Annotated in this window: 11 protein-coding genes; 1 reads left to right on the plus strand and 10 read right to left on the minus strand. The window is 57.6% G+C overall.

Annotated features, from left to right (window positions below):
* Positions 1-428 precede the first annotated feature (428 nt).
* The gene (locus ACYVHB_RS31335) at positions 429-1,181 is read left to right on the plus strand and encodes a hypothetical protein (protein WP_461055987.1); all 753 of its coding nucleotides are present in this window, start codon (positions 429-431) and stop codon (positions 1,179-1,181) included.
* Positions 1,182-1,466: 285 nt separating this feature from the next.
* Here the strand turns inward: ACYVHB_RS31335 and ACYVHB_RS31340 are convergent, their stop codons facing one another.
* The 10 genes from ACYVHB_RS31340 to ACYVHB_RS31385 all read right to left on the minus strand — a co-directional run bounded on the left by ACYVHB_RS31340 (position 1,467) and on the right by ACYVHB_RS31385 (position 18,533).
* Entirely contained in the window at positions 1,467-1,898 is a 432-nt protein-coding gene (locus tag ACYVHB_RS31340; protein ID WP_461055988.1) for a DUF1810 domain-containing protein, read from the minus strand.
* A 39-nt stretch (positions 1,899-1,937) separates the two neighbouring features.
* The gene (locus tag ACYVHB_RS31345; protein ID WP_461055989.1) at positions 1,938-2,948 is read right to left on the minus strand and encodes a D-2-hydroxyacid dehydrogenase; all 1,011 of its coding nucleotides are present in this window, start codon (positions 2,946-2,948) and stop codon (positions 1,938-1,940) included.
* A 14-nt stretch (positions 2,949-2,962) separates the two neighbouring features.
* Positions 2,963-4,207 (minus strand): mandelate racemase/muconate lactonizing enzyme family protein, encoded by a 1,245-nt coding sequence (locus ACYVHB_RS31350; protein ID WP_461055990.1) that lies wholly within the window; start codon positions 4,205-4,207, stop codon positions 2,963-2,965.
* Between the two features lie 14 nt (positions 4,208-4,221).
* Positions 4,222-6,066 carry a hypothetical protein gene (locus ACYVHB_RS31355; protein WP_461055991.1) on the minus strand — a complete coding sequence of 615 codons (1,845 nt, stop codon included), beginning with the start codon at positions 6,064-6,066 and terminating at the stop codon, positions 4,222-4,224.
* 56 nt (positions 6,067-6,122) lie between these two features.
* On the minus strand, positions 6,123-7,079 hold the full coding sequence (locus ACYVHB_RS31360; protein ID WP_461055992.1) for a dihydrodipicolinate synthase family protein: 957 nt from the start codon (positions 7,077-7,079) through the stop codon (positions 6,123-6,125).
* The gene (locus ACYVHB_RS31365; RefSeq protein ID WP_461055993.1) at positions 7,079-8,566 is read right to left on the minus strand and encodes a RagB/SusD family nutrient uptake outer membrane protein; all 1,488 of its coding nucleotides are present in this window, start codon (positions 8,564-8,566) and stop codon (positions 7,079-7,081) included. Before ACYVHB_RS31365 ends, ACYVHB_RS31360 begins: the two co-directional genes overlap by 1 nt.
* A 13-nt stretch (positions 8,567-8,579) precedes the next feature.
* Entirely contained in the window at positions 8,580-11,978 is a 3,399-nt protein-coding gene (locus ACYVHB_RS31370; RefSeq protein ID WP_461055994.1) for a SusC/RagA family TonB-linked outer membrane protein, read from the minus strand.
* Positions 11,979-12,227: 249 nt separating this feature from the next.
* Positions 12,228-13,421: an FG-GAP repeat domain-containing protein gene (locus ACYVHB_RS31375; protein WP_461055995.1), complete on the minus strand. Its 1,194-nt coding sequence runs from the start codon at positions 13,419-13,421 to the stop codon at positions 12,228-12,230.
* A 168-nt stretch (positions 13,422-13,589) separates the two neighbouring features.
* A complete protein-coding gene (locus ACYVHB_RS31380; RefSeq protein WP_461055996.1) occupies positions 13,590-17,111 on the minus strand; it encodes a PVC-type heme-binding CxxCH protein in 3,522 nt (1,173 codons plus the stop codon).
* A gap of 153 nt (positions 17,112-17,264) precedes the next feature.
* Positions 17,265-18,533, minus strand: coding sequence for an MFS transporter (locus ACYVHB_RS31385; RefSeq protein WP_461055997.1), 1,269 nt, complete (start codon positions 18,531-18,533; stop codon positions 17,265-17,267).
* Positions 18,534-18,584: the final 51 nt, after the last annotated feature.

The raw sequence follows: 18,584 nt of genomic DNA on the forward strand, positions 1-18,584 counted from the left end.
AAGGTAATCAGCTCGGCTTCAACAAGATCAATATGCTTTTCTTTGCGGCTCATGCCGCTAAAATAGTTGATCTATTCTAAATTTGCCTAATTACTTAGTTGGTTTGTGTTAATTAAGACGATTTTTCAAATTGAAACTATATAACGTCAACTAAACAATTCGAGAAGGGTTACCTGAGCAGTTGTTGACTTCTCAAGTAGTGTTATCATCACTTTCAATTCGAGAACCACCAAACATAACACAAGAACACAAAAAAGCCGCTTCGATTGGAGCGGCTTGCGTGCACTCGTAGGAATTTGAAGACAGGTGCGTCCTGCACTTCTCACCTATCCGGATGAAGCCCCTACTTGGTCTGATTACCGCGTAGTTGCCCTGAACCCTAAAGAATACTGCTTAACTTTAGCTCGCTTCATTCTGTCCGCTTCGTTATGAATAGCCTGATCCTCAAAGTAATTCTCATGCCTTCCGTCATGGCGATGGTAACCTTAGTCATTCGTAGGTGGGGACCTAAAATCGGGGGGTTAGTTGGGAGTATGCCCTGGGTGGCGGGCCCTATTCTGTTGTTTTTTATCCTCGAACAGGGAAAGGCGTTTGGCATTCAATCCATCCCCGGCGTGATGACGGGCATCCTGGCCCTGATCAGCTTTTGCTACGCGTATGCAGCCCTCTGCCGAACGTTGTTCTGGTTACCTGCGCTGCTTTTGTCCTACGGGGCCTACATCACCACGGCCTTGTTCTTCACCTATCTTCCACTAAGCTTACCCGTCAGGTATGGCCTCGTAATTGGGTGTGTCGTGCTGGCGCTGCGGTTCTTTCCCCAGCCCGGCAGTCAGTCACCAAACGTTCGGCGCTTACCGTTCGACATTCTAATTCGTATGTTGTTGGCCACCCTGTTCGTTTTATTAGTGACGGCCTTAGCGACAGCCCTGGGACCAACCTGGAGCGGGGTTTTAACTCCATTCCCGATTTTAACGACGGTGTTAGCTATTTTCTCCCATACTTTGCAAGGTAGTGATGCGACCATAACCACGCTGCGGGGCTTAGTGATGGGGTTAGTGGGGTTCACCACCTTTCTATTTCTACAGGCTTTTTTGTTGCCCACGTTTTCGGTTGGCAGCTCATTTGGCGTGGCGCTGCTGATTAATGTGGTTATTAATGTAGTGGCTCATCGGGTGTGGTGAGGGCCTATATGGTCAACGTCTGCGGCTATTCAGATTCATAGCGTCCAGGGTCAGTTGATGTGCGGTATTGACGTGTCACCAATACCGAAGGGCGCATCCAGGACACCGAGCCGGTATCAAGCGAGTGGTAGCTCTACGGTCCTGACTGATAACCGAACCGGATGCGGTAGTACAAAGACAGACGATGTGCATGCCATGAAGTACCTGGCTTATTACCGAACTTCTGCCGTAGACTAAGCTGACCTGATAGCAGAAACCTGCGTACCTGCTTATGAGCCCCCGTTCTCACGGATTTTCGCTCAATAAAGCAAGTGTTTTGTTATCCGGAACTCCTTCATAATACCTGGCCAAAACCGCTTCAAAGACGGGATCGGTCGGTTTCACCACGCTAAACAGCGTCATACTGGACTTTACTTTGATGTCGTCCGGACTCCCTAAAATCTGAGTGGCTGTTTTCCCCGCAACACCGAGCAGCGCGTTGGCGATCTCAATGAGTCGGGTGCCCAAGACGGGATGGGCTACGTACTGGGCGGCCTCCTGAAGGTTTTTGATGGCGTAGAATTGAGCCATTTCACTGTAGCCTAAGCCCGCCAACTGGGGGAAAATATACCATATCCAATGGGTTTGCTTGCGGCCGTTTCTAATTTCGGCTAAGGCGCGGGGGTAGTCCCTGGCCTGAGCGTCCAGAAAGCGTAGTAGATTAGGTTCTGGTTGCATAGCGATAGATTCTGCTCAGCAAAGATGGATGATACGGGTTTATTCGCCCCGTAGTTGAGCGGGCGTCAATTCGTTTAGTAACGGCTCTTCCCGGCTAATCCGTTGTGCGTTCTCTCCAAAAATGGCGTACACCCGTTCCAGAAAGCGCGGACTGCCACTGGAGCCGGAGATGTGGGGCGTCATCAGCACGTTGGGCAGGCTCCAGAGCGGATGATCGGGCGGCATGGGATAGTGATAATGCGTGTCGAGCGCGGCCCCGGTAATCCACCCTTCGCGCAGGGCACGCAACAGGGCGTGTTCCTGAACCAACGGGCCACGCGCCGGATTGAGCAAAAACGCGCCCGGCGGTAGCAACCGCAGCTCAGCCTCGCCAACGATGCCCGTCGTGCTGCTGGTCTGGGGAATAGCCAGAATCAGGAAATCCAGCCCCCGGAGAAATTCTTCCTTGTCGGCTTCCCGAAATACGCGGTCGGGCAGTACGCCGTCTGGGTCGCCAGTGCCGGGAACGCAGTAAGTATTAGCTCGCGGACCGATGTCGTGCCGGGCCAGCACGTGAACAGTCATGCCCAGCGCTTTGGCCAAACGGGCGGTTTCGCGCCCGATGCCCCCGTACCCCCAAATGCCCACGACCGATCCCCGAATCTCTTTTTGAAACCGAACCGACCGATCCCAAACACCAGCTTCCTGATTCCTGACCAATCCGCGCACGTCGCGGGCCAGATTGATCATCATTGCCACGTTCCACTCGCCAATTGGCACGTCGAACACACCCAGTGAGTTGCAGGCCCGGATGCCGCGCTCGGTCAATCCTTTGTTCACCAACTGACTATAGCCAGCCGAACTAATCTGAATGAGTTTGAGCTGGGTCATTTCTTCCAGGTTCTCCGGCGGAAACGTGCAAAAAAGCAGGTCGCAGTCGCGGACCAGCTTGGTGGGCAACCGGCGCGATTTCTCTTCCGGGTTTTCCACCGTTCGCACCACCATCCCCGGCAGTGCTTGTAAGGCATTCAGGGCGGGCGGATAGGCGGGCATGTCGATGAGGATATTCACAAGAGGATAGAATTTCAGGTGGTCAGAATTTTGCCGGGTACGCTGTTGAATTCGCCACTGCCGGGCACGAACGGAAAACGCCGGATGGTTTCGGGCCGTAGCTCGATCCCCAGACCGGGCTTTTCGGGGGGCAGGGCGTAACCGTCGCGCAGTTGTAGGCTGTCGCCGATTACTTCGCTGTGCAGCGGCCCGTAGGCTGGGGCTACTTCCAAAATCACCGTATTGGGGCAGGCAAAACCCCCGTGCACATTCTGCATCTGCGAACCTCCCGCTCCCCAGGCGTGGGGAGCGATGCTGTGCCCGCGCCCGGCCAGCAGCGAAGCCACCTCCATAAACGAGTTTAACCCCGCTGTAAACGATGCGTCGGGCTGCCCGATCTGAAAACTATCCTGGTCGATGAAACTTTGCCACTCGCAAACGGCGGTCAGGCACTCGCCCCCGGCAATGGGCGTGGTGGTGTTCCGGCGCAGTTCGGCGTACCAGTCGGGGCGGGTATAGGGGAGGGGTTCTTCGAGCAAAAACAGCCCGTACGGTTCCAGCGCCCGCGCCACGGCGGTGGCCGTTTCGGGTCCCCAGTTACCCACGGGGCTGTTTCCCATGTGCGCGTCGAACAGCAGCCACAAGTCAGGGCCAAAATGCTGCCGGATAAATGCTGCTTTTCCCGCTTCCAAATCAGCCGCGGCTGCGGGTTCGTTCGAGATCGCAAAACCGATGTCTTTCCAGTAGGCCCCGGCGCCAATTTTCACCCCCCGGAACCCCAGCGATTGGTAGTAGTCGATTTTTCCAGCCAGTTTTTCCAGCGGGTAATTGCTGGGACCGCCCGTGGCGTAGCACGGAATTCGGTCGTGGCGGGCGGTGGGTTGGGCAAACCGATCCTGCCAGGCATCGCTCAGCAGTTTGTACACCGGCACGTTGAGCGCTTTCCCTTTCAAATCCCACAGAGCCGCTTCGATGCCCGCCAGCACGATGGCTCCCAACCCCACCCGGCACCAGAAATTGCCGCAGTGGTACATCCGTTGCCACAATTGGGGAATGTCATCGACCGAGTTACCGAGCAGAATAGGCTTGAAAAACTCGACGATGGGCGGTACGCCTTCCGGAAAAAAATACCCAGCGTAGGTTTCGCCCAGCCCGTCGATACCCGAGTCGGTCGTGATTCGGATGAAGGCCGCGCTCCGTAAGGTTCGGGCCTCAGACAGGTACGGGTCGTCCGTGCAGGGACCCGTTAACAAAATGGTTTCAACGTTGGTAATTTTCATGGATGAGCGCGGGCCTACGCTTGTTTGGGCCGAACGGCGAGTTCGATGCAGGCGAGGGTAAGCGGCTGTTTTCCGCCGTTCTCGACCACGATGTCGTTCCAGCCGTCGCGCACCAGCGAAACGGGGAAGCGGTAGTTGTAGCCAACGTGGTCCTTGGTGAAGTGGGTCAGCGGGCCGCAGGGAAACAGAAGGGCCTCCGTGCGTTCGTTGTCAAGTTGGGGCCAGCACCCATTGAACGAAACCGGCAGGTACTTTAGCTCGTCTTCGGCTTTCAGCACGATCTGGACTGTCAACTCCAGGTCGCGGTTGCCCGGTTCGGCACACATGGCCGTTCTGAAGGGCCGCTGCCCGTTCGGTTCCAGCACCACCGGCAATTGCGCGGGTAGCTCAAACGGAGTCAGGTTGAAGGACGTTCCGCCCACGGCAAAAGAATAGTGCTTGGGTTGCCCCCGTAGGGTGTCGAGCTGGGCAATGTTACGCATCGCCGAATAATCGGCCCGCATACCGGGAATGTTAGGCTGGTCGGTGCAGTAGAAATTGAACCACTCAATGCCGTCGGCACCCAGCGCTAATTTACCGGCCGCGTTGGCCCGCAAAATTTCGGGGCTGGCCGAAATGTACCGCATCCGCTGACTCAAGTCCCGTTGCCGGTCTATTGTGGCCAGGCCGTTGGCACCGTCCTCAATAACGCCGTGAATGGCCACCCGGTCGCCGAGTTGCTGGCGCAGGGCGTCGTGGGGCATGTCCCAGGTGGTGCACCAGAAGCCGGACGGGCAAACCAGGTCGATGGTACCTTCTCGGCAGAGGGTTACCACGTCGAGGCCAATGCTTTTGAGAATACCCAACCGGCCGGGAATGCGCAGACTGAGCGGGTAAGGCCGCCCGGTTTTTTTGGCCCGGCGTTGCGTGAGGGTGCGAATTTCCCGAATCCAATCGTTCATCAGGGCCAGCGTTTCCGGCGTGGCGTTGGGTTCGCAGCAAAGCGGTTGCCGCCACCAGTCCAGTTCCAACCCCTCGAAATCATAGTCTTCGACCACTTCCCGAATTTGCTCGAACATGAGTTTGCGCACTTCCGGTTTTTCGTAGTTAAGGCCCTGGCGGTAGAGGGCATTCTGCGCCCCGTAGGAGCTGCGCTGCAACCGCATGTCGGGTTGCTTGAGCAGCGGCACGTTGAAAAAACTACCGTCAAAGTTGTTGCTGCCGTGCAGGTCGTTCATGCGGATGCTCACCCAGGGCGAAATGCCCCGCCGTCGGCAGGCTTTGGTCGTTTCGGCCAGCCAGTCTACGCCCGCGTCGAGCAGGTCCTGGTAGCGGTTCATGAAGAGCGAGAACGAATCGAGGAATTCTTCGACGGCTTCGGGTTCGGTGATGCCCTGACAGATGGCGTGACCCCGGAAAAAGTTACGGTCGCCCCGTTTGTACCCGTCCAGAATGCCAGGAATGGTTTTGCTGGGATACCACGCCCGTGACGCGTTGGCGTTGATGATAAACGTGTCGATACCATTGTCGGCCAGCACGTCCACGTACCGATGAATGGCTTTGGTGGAAAACGGCCCACCCTCTGCCGTGGGCTTGGCATTCAGTTTGCCGGTACGCGGATTGGGGTGAATTTTAAACGTGTAATCCTCCGGCTGCCACAGTTCCGGGTTATAAAAGTAGACGCAGCTATCGCCGTTGAACAGGTTGCGGTGCTTCGCCTTCACCGGGTTGGGCTTTTCTCTTGCTGCGGCCCCCGAAGGAGCTATCAACTCGGGAACTGGATTGCCAAACCCCGGCGATACACCCGGCGCAGCGACGGCCCCGACTACTGTGGTTTTCAGGAAATTTCGGCGGGTGGTTCCCCCATCGTTTGTGTTCATAAGCAATGGGCCGACGAGCCGTCAGCGTCTTCGCCGGGCCTGACCCGGCCGCTTGTTTACTGGTTGTTAACAAGAAATTCCGGCAGCAGTTTCCGGGCCGTCCGCCGAATGGCGTTGACTTCACCGGAGTCGACGCCCCGATAAGGCCAGCGCAGGCGGGTTCCTACTGCGCACCACCCACCCACGGCGGCCAAGAGTTTGTCGAGTGCCGAATCGCAATACCCCGCGTAGTGAAACGGCAGGATGCATTCCCGAAAGAATTGTCCCAACCAACCCTCAACCCGGAGCGCTTCCTCCGGGTCATGTTGCATAAGGTCGTACCACTGCCGGGCACCCGCCGGGCTTAGGCAGGCCACATTGGAATACGACCCCACGCCAACGCGTTCGGCCAGGCCCGTTGCCAGCCGGTGGCCAGGCACGAAAACCGCCAGCGCCGTCGCGTGTTCCCGCATGGCCGCGTACCAGGCCCCGTCGCCGGCCGCCACTTTCACGCCAATCAACTCGGGAACGGCATCGGACAGGCGTCGGAAATCAGCGGGTTGCAGCCTCGCTTTGGCGTGGGGTGGATGGTACAGCACCAGTGGAACCGGTTCGGCTGCCCTGGCCATTCGTCGCAGAAAATCGACCTGCTCGTCCGGGTTCAGCACCAACCAGTCCGGCAGAATTACCTGGAACGCGCCGGGCTGGAGCGATTTTGTTCGCCCGATGCGCTCCAGCGACAGCACCGGACTCGACTGACACGCCCCCAATTGAAACGGCACTTGAAACGCCCGGCATTTGTCCGCGACCAATTCACTGATTTGGTCGTATTCGGCTTCCGTCTGATTATAAAACTCCCCCGCCGAACCGTTCGTGTAAATGCCGTCAATTCCGGAACGTACCAGGATGTCAAGTTCCTCGTCCAGCGCGGCATAGTCGATGCGTTCGTCGGCCTGAATTGGGAGCAGCACCGTGCCCCAGGTCCCCTTCAGCGTGGATTTCGTTAACAGAGCAGTCGAAGCATGCGGTTGCATCAGTAGCCCTGATTTTGTTTTACCTGCGGTTCTAAACTCAGCGTAACGGTCGAGATGGGGAAGAGCAGGGCGTTGTCCTGGCCTTTTTTGCTCACGAGGGAAGGCACGAGATCGAACGCTTTCCCGAACCGGCGCAGGTCCCACCAGCGTTTGCCTTCGTACACTAATTCGAGCAGTCGTTCCTGCAAAATAGCGTCGTCGTTCTGTTCTTTGGTGCCGCTCACGAACAGACGCGAGGCCGAATTGGCTCCGTAAGCCCGCGCCCGTACCAGGTTTATTTCGGGCCCCGGGTCCTGACCGAGGGCATTTTTGGCTTCGGCTTTCAGCAGCAGCACGTCAGCGTAACGGTATAGAACAATATCGCTGGCGAAGTACCGCACGTTATTCTCCACGGTGCCTACGCCTTTCACGATGATGGTGGTGTACAGCCTCCGGGTGCCGGTCGCGTCCATTGTGTAGAGTTCGCGGAAGGTGGCGTTGCGCCGTAGATCATCGGTCGCAAACTGACTTTTGACCACCGCCGACGGACTCCAGACGCTGTTGCCGCCGGGCGTACCCAGCATGGTCACGCTGCTCGGTTCGAGGGTGGTGGGGATGGCCCCGTTTGCCACGTACCCGTTGTTGAAATAATTGTCGACCGACTCTAAGGCCTGAAACCGGACGCCCATCAGCACTTCTTTGTTGCCTTTGTTACCATACTCGAACAGGCTGGCGAAATTGGGCAGCAGGCTTACGTCGGCCGTTTGAACCGCGTTGCAGGCTTCCAGCGCCGTCGTGAAATCCGCCTGACCACCGCTCAACTGTTTGCCCGTCCACAGATATACATCGGCTTTCAGGGCATTGGCGGCTGGTTTCGACCAGATATTGCGCCCGGTGGGAAACGTATTGGTGGAATACAAACCCACGGCTTTGTCTAAATCAGCTTTTATCAGTGCGAACACCTCTTGCACCGACGAACGCCCAATCTGAATCGTCTGTGCGTCGTAGCCTTCAATGGGTTCTGTGCGCAACGGCAGGTCGCCCCAGGTGCGGACCATCGCGTAGTACATGAAGGCGCGGGTCGTGTAGGCCTGCGCCAGGATGTCGTTGCGGCTGGTCTCCGTTCGGAACGGGGTCGTGGGCGTGTATTTGATGAGCAGGTTGGCCGCGTTCACGACTGAATACATGGTTTGCCAGTTGATAAGCAGCCCGAAGTTGGCGTCGAGCGAATTCTGATAGTACCGATCGAAGCTCAGCGTTCCGACCAGCGCCGAGGTGAGCGTTTCGCTCCGCGCTTCGCCCAGCACAAACAGGTTCGATACGGCTTCGCTCCGCAGGCGGATGTACATGCCGTAGAGGGCGCCCCTGGCGTCGTCTTCCTTAGCCCAGAACGAGTCGGTGGTGATGAGGCTGGTGGGTTCAACGTCCAGAGCGTCCTGGCAGGCGGAGCCGGTTCCGAGCAGAATAACGGCCAGCCCGGTGGCTATTTTATGGCGTAAGGTGCGCATGGTGTCGACGGGGTTAGAATGAAACAGTGGCGCCAAAAATGATGTTGCGGGGGTTGGGGAACCGGCCCCGGTCGCCCCAGGTGTTGGGGTTGGTGGTGTAGCCACCATCTTCGGGGTTCAGCCCCTTGTAGCCCGTGAAATAGTGTAGGTTGTTGCCCGTCACGTTGAGCCGGAGGTTGCTCAGTTTGGCCCGCTGGAGAATTTTGGTGGGAACCGTGTAGCTCAGCGTCACTTCGCGCAGGCAGAGGAAATCGAGTTTCTCCACGTAGTTGGAGTTGATACCGGTGTTGCCATTACCCCGCCAGATGTTTTGCTGGGTCTGGTCCTGCCAGTAGTAGCGGGGTACGTCGGTTACGTCACCCTGCTTTTTCCACGATTTTTCGGCAAACTCCCGCGTCATGTTCACGTCGCCCTGCCAGTTGCCGTCCTGGTAGGCGCGGGCGTAATTGTAGGTGCTGTGGCCGGTGGTGTAGTCGGCCCGGACCAGAAACTGGAGGTTCTTGTACGAAAAAGTGTTGGTGAAACCGCCCGTCCAGGTTGGGAACGCATTGCCCACGTATACCTTGTCGCGCTGGTCGATCAGGCCGTTGCCGTCGGTATCCTGCCAGATCACGTCGCCCCCGAACTTGGTTTTGTTGGCCCCGATCACGTTGTCGGTGGGGGCGGCTTTGGCGGCTTCGTCGGTGGCGTAAACGCCGAGGGCTTTGTAGGCGTACCAGTCGCCCAAGCGGCTGCCTTCCATCAGGCCCGCGTTGGCGGGAACCCACACGTAAGTCTTCGACGCGGCATCCCACACTTCAATGCCCCCAACCCGGTTGAACTCGATCCCGTTGTCGGGCAGGCGCAGAATTTTGTTGCGGACCTTCGACGCGTTAAACGCCAGGTTCCACTGGAAACCCGATGGGCGCGACAGAATCTGGGCGTTCATCTCCAGTTCAAGCCCCCTGTTTTCCAAACTGGCTAAGTTGGTGAAGATGCTGGTAAAACCCGTCGACTGGGGCAGCGTAAGGTTTGTGAGCAGGTCGTCGGTCACCCGGCGGTAATAATCGAAGAGGAAGGTGACCCGGTTGTTGAACAAACTCAGATCGGCTCCTACGTCGAAGGTTTTGGAACGCTCCCATTTCAAATCGGCGTTGGGCAGCACAATCTGCTGAATGCCGGGAACCCCGCCGTAGCGCTGCTGCCCCGTGGTGGTCGACAGGCCATACTCGCCCCGCGACTGGAAATCGGTCAGCCCGCTGATGTTGCCGTTCACCCCGTAGCTGCCCCGCAGTTTCAGGCGCGAAATAGCGGACGGAACGTTCTGCCAAAAATCTTCCTGATGGATGTTCCAGCCCACGGCCACGCCAGGGAAAAAGCCCCAGCGGTTGGTGGCTCCCAGGTTGGATGCCCCATCGTAGCGGGCGTTTACGGTTAGCAGGTAGCGCTGGCGGTAGTCGTAATTGATGCGCCCGAAATAGCCCAGAATGACCTGATCGCTAATCGTGCTGCTCACTACCGGAAACACCGCTGCCGCATTCAGCGTGGGGATCAGGTCAGTAGCCGCCCCCTGTCCGCTGGCATTTAACGCCGTTATTTTCCGGCCAAAGTACGAGTAACCCGCTTTCGCTTCCAGGTTATGCGCCGACCCAAATGATTTTACGTACGTGAGCACCGCGTCGGCCTGCGTCTGGAACCATTTGGAATTGAATACCGTCGCGCTCCGGGTGGTATTGAGGTTGGTGGGTCCCGCGCCCCCCTGAAACGAAGGTTGGAACGTGCGGGCTTCGTTGGTCAGCCGGTAGAGCGACACCTGGGGGTCGAAGGATAGGCCGGGTAAAATGTCCCAGTGTCCGCCCGTGGCCAGCGAAATGTTCTCCGAACCGCTCTGATCGTCCCGGTTCGGCAGGTGGTACGACGGATTGCCCAGTCCCCGGCTTTGGCCGGGGGCCAGGGTGCCGTCTTCAAACGTGTACTTGGAGGTTTTCGGCGCGGCAATCGACGTAAAGAAAATCTGACCGATGTTATATACATCAGTCGACGTTGAGTTCGTGAACAGAACCCGCCCGAAAACGCTCACGTTGTCGCGCACCTTCAGGGTTCCGTTCAGGTTGAACGTGAGCCGTTTGTAGCCCGTCGTGATAGCGATTCCCTGATTGCTCAAGTAGCCCAGGTTCGCGTTGAAGGTGGCTTTGTCGGTGCCGCCCGACAGTCCGACGTTGTGATTGTGCGAGTAGCCCGTCTGGAATAAATAATCTTGGTAGTCTGTTTCTTTGAAAATAATCGTTTTGGTTGGGTCAATGGGGTCGGGCATGCTTTGCCAGCCTTCGTTCAATTTCTGCTGATTGGCGGGCGACAGGTACTGGGGGGTGAAACCCGTGTTGTTGGTCAGGTCATTGCCCGTACCCATGCCGTTGGGCAGGATGAGCCGGTTGATGGCCGCCGGAATTTTTTGGGCCGTGGCCTGAATACCGAGCCGCCCCAGTTGAATGTAGTCGCGGGCGGAAGCCATGTCGTAGCGTTTTCCCACGTCGGACACGGTCAGGTCGTAGCCGTACGTAATCCGGGTTTTGCCTTCCTTGCCCGACTTAGTCGTCAGAATCACCACCCCGTTCGAGCCACGAGCGCCGTAGATGGCCGTGGCTGCGGCATCCTTCAGCACCTGCAGACTTTCGATGTCATCGGGGTTGATGTCGTTCATGTTCGTTCGGATGATGCCGTCGACGATGTAGAGGGGAGACGCCCCGTCCGGCCCGTTGATCGACGTACCACCCCGCACGATGACGCGGGGAGCCGCCCCCGGCTGGCCCGAGATGCTCTGCACCCGAACGCCCGACAGGGTGCCCTGCATGGCCGAGGCCGCATTGGCGTACGGAATGTTCTCCAGCACCCGGCTGTCGAGTTTGGTGACGGAGGTCGTTACCGTCTCGCGAGACTGGGTTCCGTAGCCCACAACCAGCACCTCATCCAGTGATTTGGCATCGCCATTCAGGGTAACGTCGATAGTTGTTCGCCCGTTACGGGGAATTTCCTGGGTGAGGTAGCCAATATAAGAAAATACCAGCGTGGCGTCCTCGGGCGTGTTCAGCGTGAACTGGCCCGACGCGTCCGTACTGGCCCCGTTGAGCGCTCCTTTCACGACGATGCTCACGCCCGGCAGCAACTCGCCATTAGCCGAGCGAACCGTACCCCGCACCGGCGAATCGGCCCGGAGGTACTGACTCCTGGTGATCATCGGACTAATTTCCGGGGCAGACAAACGCGGGTTGAGTGCACCCGTCAGGAGCGTTTGGGGCGTGGGGGGATGGGTCGGGCCAGCCGCTGCATCCCCATTTGCGGTTAGCACGGGCAATAGTTTGCTGACGAACAGGACGGTCAAAAGCCACCGAACTGCCTGCTGCGCACACTGTGTACGTAGACGTTTAGTAGTCATGGAGTAAACGGGTTTAGACGGAACGATTGGAGAATACACTGGAAGCATACGAACCCATGCGGGAATGGCATACGCTCCGAAAAATACGCACTAAGGACACCAGTAGTACAAAGGCAATGCAATCAAAAGTATAGGATCGAATCGGTCAATGCTGTTACTTTTATTCTGATTACTAATACTATTTTTTACTACAGTACTGGTGAGCACGCCACCACGATTCGCGGGTTGACCCGGTTAGCAAGTTCCGGCTTAGTTTCCTTCGTTAAAAAACACGGTCAGCCCATCTTTACCCGCCACGATCAGATCGGTTCGGCCCGTTTTGCGCAAATCGGCCAGCGCGAAGTAAATACCGGTGCCTTTGCCCACGCCCGCCGGTCCGTAGGCAATGGTGTGCTTGGTGAAGGCCCGGCCGTCCCACGTGAAATAGTACAGCCCCACCTCGTCGTAGCAGCCGGGATCGGTGTCGTTGTGGGCGCGGAACCGCTTGCCCGTGATGAGGTCGGGGCGTTTGTCGCCGTCAATATCCGCCCACTCTAAGCAATGGTACTGCGAGTTCTTTTCGTCGATAGCGTGCTTCACCCAACTTCGCCGACCCGCCTGCATCTGCTGTTCGTACCAGTGCAGCCCATAGCCGTGGCCCTGCCCCACGATGAGATCGTTTCGGTTGTCGCCGTTGAGGTCCGTCACGATAACCGGCACACTGGCCACGCCGAGGTCAAACTCATCGCGGAGTTCCCACCCGGTCTGCCGGTCCGGTTCGTTGCCGGGGTTTTCCAGCCAGCCTTTGCTGACGATGAAGTCGCCTTTTCCGTCGCCATTGATGTCGCCGAAACCCAGCCCGTGCCCCTGAGTGGGCGCTACGTTTACCTGCCGGAAGGTGTTGGGTTTGTCAAGCGTAAAATACTTCAGGGGTTTGCCGGGGTTGTTAGGCACGATCTCGATTTTGCCGTCGCCGTCCACGTCCCACGCGCGGGTTGTTTCGGTATTGCCCACAGCCGCTACCTCGTGCACGGGCCAGGGTTTGCCATCGTCACCGGTGTTCTCTAACCACCGCAGCGACCCGCCCCAGTAGCCACCCGTGACCACGTCTAAATCGCCGTCGCCGTCCACGTCTAACGGAATGGTCGAAAAATCGTCGTAGTACTGATTGTACCGTTTCTGGTCGCCAATCAGCTTGCGTCGGCGAAATGAGTTTTTCCGGTCGTCGGTATTTTCGTACCAGAAATCGCCCGACACCAAATCAGGTTTGCCGTCTTTGTTCACGTCAATTACTCCAACCGACTCGTAGCTTTCGGCCGCCACAAAATGCCGCGAGAAGCGGACTTCGCGGGGGGCAGGTACGGGCGGGTTGCTGCTCGTAGACGCACTCAGCAGGGCCAGCCCAAGCAGGCAAACTAACGAGGTCAGCGGGGACGATTTCATAGTGACAACGAGGTTGTTCATTTAAGACTTCGGTTCTCTGATAATTCTTGTGGAGTTCGTTACAGGGTTGAGTGCATCCTCGGTCTGTGTCCTCACAGACCGCTGTTTATGCGTTTGCGAGCGGTCTGTGAGGACACAGACCGAGGATGCGTCGGTAGCCTAAAACCATTGATGGCCTGCCTTGACGTGCTACTTAACGCTCAGCAAATACGCCAGGAGATCACTGAATTCCTTTTCGGGTAACACCTTACCGAACTGGTCGGGCATCAGCGTATGCCGCGACGCCTGCAGTTCGGCAATGTCGTTGCGGGGCACCACAAATTCCGCCCCAGCGGCATCCGCGTACGTGATCGACTGGGCATCGTCGCGCCGAAACAAACCCATTTTCACACTGCCCGATTTGAGTTTGATCGTGTAGAGCCGGAACGCTTCGGAGATGTTGCGGTTAGGGTCCAGGATTTTGGTTGCCAGCGATTTGCTGCCCCAACTGCCGATTCCGTCTAATTGCGGGCCAATCAACCCTCCAATTCTGGCGATCTGATGGCAGGCCGCGCAGTTGGCGGCAAATACCTGCCGACCGCTTTCGGCAAGCGCGGGCGTGGCAGTGAATGCGTTCAGTCGGCTGACAATCAGCTGTTCCCGCTCGTCGTCGATGGGCGAGAGGTTAGCCGTTAGCTGCTTGAATTTTTCTTTTTGTTTGTCGCTCATGTTCAGCAGCAGCCGCTCCTCGATGCCGGGCTGCACCAGAATCCGGGTGTAGAGGGTTCCGGCCTGCACCTGAGCCATGATTAACTCTTTCCCAAAGGACGAGGCCGCCAGCGATTTGAGCAACTCCAACTGCACGTCGCCCTTCGTGCGTTTCAGGGTCGATTCCAGCACGACCTGCGTTTGGGACAGTCCCTGGCCACGGCTGGGCGAATCGCCAAGAGTGGTGGCCAGGTCGGTACGGAAACATGGTGGGTTGGTCTCGTCTTCGATGTACGCACCGAGGATAGCCGCGTACCGGTCGGGTGCGAGTTTCATCAGCGCTTTAGCACTCGCTAACCGGAAATAAAGGGGCTGCGCTTTGTCGAGCAACGTCGCTTTGAGCATCGGCTCCAGGGTAGTGATTCCGAACTCCCCGGCCAGTTCCATCCCGAACCGTTTTTGCTCGGCGTGCTCCTTGGGGCTTATGGCGGGCAGTAACGGCGTTAGTAATCCCCCAAAGATACCCACCCGAATGACCCCCGACGAGTTGTCGGCAATTTCGAGCCGGACCGGCTCCCCTGCGTGGGCTGACAGGTCCCAGGTTACCGGCTCAACCTTGTATTCGTTGGTTTTGACAAACTCGGTGCAAATTAGTACGCGGGTGGTGTCGGTGGCTGAAATCAGGCGCACCCAATGCCCTCCGCCAATGGATGTTGCGCCGTTCAGGTTGGTGGCGATAAACGACAGGCTCTTGGGGGCGGTGAACAGGGGCGACCGAATCACGCCCTTGTAACCGCCCTGCTCGTAGCCAATGAATTTGGTGGTTTTGGCCAGCTTCGAGTTCTGCGGGGGCGCTCCAAACAGGACGGGATGGTCTTTCAGATATACCGGTTTGGTCAGCGTATACGACCAGTCCGACGGCTGAAGCGCCACCAACTGATTCGCCAGTACCAGTGCCCACTGCTTAATCGCCCCGTTCATGGGGGCACCCTGTTTCTTCATCGACTCCTGAATAAGCCGGAACAGGATAAACTGACTGCTCTGGTCCGTGTCGTATTTCTGACGGACAAACGCCACCAGCGCATCGCGTTCGGTGGGGGGCAGGAACTGGGCGGCATGACCCAAAAACTTTAGTTCGTCCTCCTTGCTCAGGGTCAGCGTTTTCGCTGAACTGTACAAAAATTGCCCGGCGTAGGCTTCCTTGACCCCGCTCATGGGCGTGGACAGAAGGACGCACTCCGCCGGTGTCCAGGTGGTAACCGATACTTCATTGCCAAGCGGTTTGTTACGCAGTAGGGTTCGCAGAGCCAGGCTGAGGGTGTAGGTCAGGTGCGTGTCCGGGGTGGGAATGCCGGGTTGATAGGCGAGTAGCGTACGGACGGTTTCGAGGGTCGGGTAGTCGGGGAAGTTCTCCACGGCGGCCCGTTGCACGTGGGCATTGGCGTCGCCGAGTGCTCTTTTCAGCGCGGCATAACGCGTCTCGTTCCGCACCGGCGACTCGTGCAGGGCACGGAGGGCGTGGGTGCGGATGAGTGGGTTTTTGTGCTGCATGGCATTGAGCAGCGTTGCTTCGGGCAGGGCGTCGAGCTGATGCAAGGCCCAAAAACAATGCACATACTGGTTGGGTTTGGTCCGCGATTGTTCCAGCGCCTTTTTCAGGGGGGCCACGGCGGCCTGTCCCACCCGATTGACCAACTGATCGGTCACCAGCATCCGTACGGGCAGGTTGCCCACCGCCAGCGCCCGGATTAGCTCGTCGGTGGTCGCCTTTGTCCAGTCCGTATAGCCAATTCTGTCGGTTTTGCCCTGGTAAGTGATGCGCCAGATGCGGCCCCGCTGCCGGTCGCGGCCGGGGTTGTCGAGCGGCACTTCGTAGTGGCCAATAACCCGGTTGTAGAAGTCGGCTACGTAGAGCGCCCCGTCCGGCCCTTCCAGCATGTCGACGGGCCGGAACCAGGGGTCGGGGCTTTGCAGTAGATCGGCTTCGTGGGTAGCGGTTGGCGACGACCCGTTGAAAGTGAACGAGTTGCGGTAGATCCGGCATTTTACCACGTCGCCGATGTACAGGCTGTTTCGGTAAGACTCGGGGAATAAATTGCTCGACGGCAGCGCGATGCCCGATAGCGCAGTGGCTTCCATTTCGTGGGATTTCATGGCCGGAGCAAAGTCCATTCCCTCGGAAATGCGCCCAAAATGCGGGTACTCGGCCCCCCGGATCAACTGCGTCAGGGGCGACGTGTGGCTGTCGGGCGAATACAGGTAACCCCAGTTGTCGTAGACAAGCCCAAAGGGGTTCACCCGGCCCTTGGTGGTCAGTTCGGCCCGGCTGCCGTCGGTCCGAAACCGGAACGTGCTGCCCGACTCCAGCTTCACGGTGTCGCCATCGGCACCCATCACTTTGGAGAAGTTGGTGAAACCGTGACACGCCTGAATCCAGCCGTCGAATCCCCGCGTCAGGTGGTTGACCATGCCGTGGGTGTCTTTGTGCTCAAATGGTCCCAGCAACCGTCGGCTGCTGTCCAACTGTCCATCGCCGTTGGTATCCCGAAAACGGTAGAGATTGGGAATGCTGTAGGTGAGCAGCCCATCCGTCAGGGGCAGCAGGCCAATGGGAATGTTGAGCGAGTCGAGTACCGGCGTGAATTTGTCAGCCTTGCCGTCGTGATCGGTATCTTCCAGAATCGTGATGCGGTCGGCACCCGCGCCCGTTTTTGCGGGGGCCGGGTATTCGGCCGATTGGGTTACCCATAACCGCCCTTTGGCGTCGAAACTCATATTAAGCGGCTTACCAATGAGCGGTTCCGAGGCAAACAGTTCGATTTTGAAACCCGGCTGCAACACGAATCCCGCCTGCTCTTCCTCGGGCGAACACGGCTCTGATTTTCGGATGTGTTCATCAAAATCGCCCCCACTGTATTGCGCGTCGCTACCGGTCACTCGTGAGGCCTGTTGCAGCGAGGTTGTGCAGCCAAGTATGCCGCCGATAATCAATACAATACTGAGTTTTTTCAGCGAAACGTTCATGGTATTTTCAAAAATCGGCACACCTGAATCTATGCAGACAAAACAGCAGTGCCAGCGCACTAATTTCGTTTGCCGTGGAGTTGGTATAAAAATATCAGCATTGGATAAAAAAGTTTAAATCCGTTGTGAAATAGCTTTTGAATCGGTAAAATTTCACTGATCTGCTACGTCGTCAGCGGTAGGGTTTGGCCGGACGAAAAAGAGCAGTAGTCCACAGCAAATCATCGCACCGGACGCCACCTGAAACAGAATCCGCACCTCGATTTGCTGATCCCGCAGTACACCGCCCACATAAATCCCCGCCCCGCCGACAATACAGGCAAACAGGTTCAGCACGCCGTAGCCGGTGGCCCGGTAGCGGTCGTCGGCGACGGTGCACAGAATCGGCATCAGATTGGCGTCGCTGAAGGTGCGGGTAAGCGCGTAAACGATGAACCCAACAACCGCGATGAGCAGCACCGGCGTCGTACTGGCCACGAAGACCGCCGGGGCCGCCAATAACAGGCCGATGGCAGGCAACAACACCCGCGCCCGCTTGTTGGTGAGGCTCCAGCGGTCGGCTAAGAAACCGCCGAGCAGCACCCCAATCAGGCTCGCCGTGTGCAGATAACCCGTTGCATACACACCCGCTTCGCTCTGCGAGAGCCTGAATTCTTCTTTGTAATACGTTGGCAACCAGCCCACAATGAGCCAGCCGACCATACCCAGCATTCCCCAGAATAGTAACAGCAGCACAAACGAAGGCTGATTGAACAAGTGCTGTATCCCAGTAAGGAAATTAACTTTTGGGAATTTTTCAGCGGCTGTAGCACGGCTTGGCGACACGGGCGCATCGGTCAGTACAAACAGTAGAAAAACGGCGTAGATAATACCGACAATACCAAAAATCCGAAATGCGCTGCTCCAGGCGTAGTGTTCGGCGAGGGTGCCGCCCACAAACCCTAAGCTCTGACCAATCATGATGCCGCACATGTGAATGCCGGTCGCCATCGAACGGGTGCTGCCCCGGTGATAATCCATAATCAGCGAAAGAGCCGCTGGCAGGTAACACGCTTCGCTAACCCCCATCAGCGCCCGCGTGGCCAAAAGTTCGTTGTAGGTGGTGGCGTGGGCCGTGAGCCACGTGACGGTCGACCAGATAAACAAGCTGCCGATGATGACCCGGCTGCGCGAAAAACGGTCGGCCAGAAAGCCCGCAAACGGACTCAGCAGGCCGTAAATCCACAAAAACGCGGCCGTGAGCAGCCCAAACTGCGCGTCGGTCATGGGAATGGCGTCCACGATGGAACTCCGCATGGTGGTAATCATGATCCGGTCGAGGTAGTTGAGACACCCGACCACGCAAAGCAGGGCCACCACGAGCCAGGCACGGGTCATGTCGGCACTTTTGGGAATTTCAACAGCCGGTTGTTCGGGCGACATGAGAGCGGGGTTAATGGGTAAGGTAAGTTGGTGGGTGCGTAAGTTTTTGTG

The organism is Spirosoma arcticum (assembly GCF_054779955.1).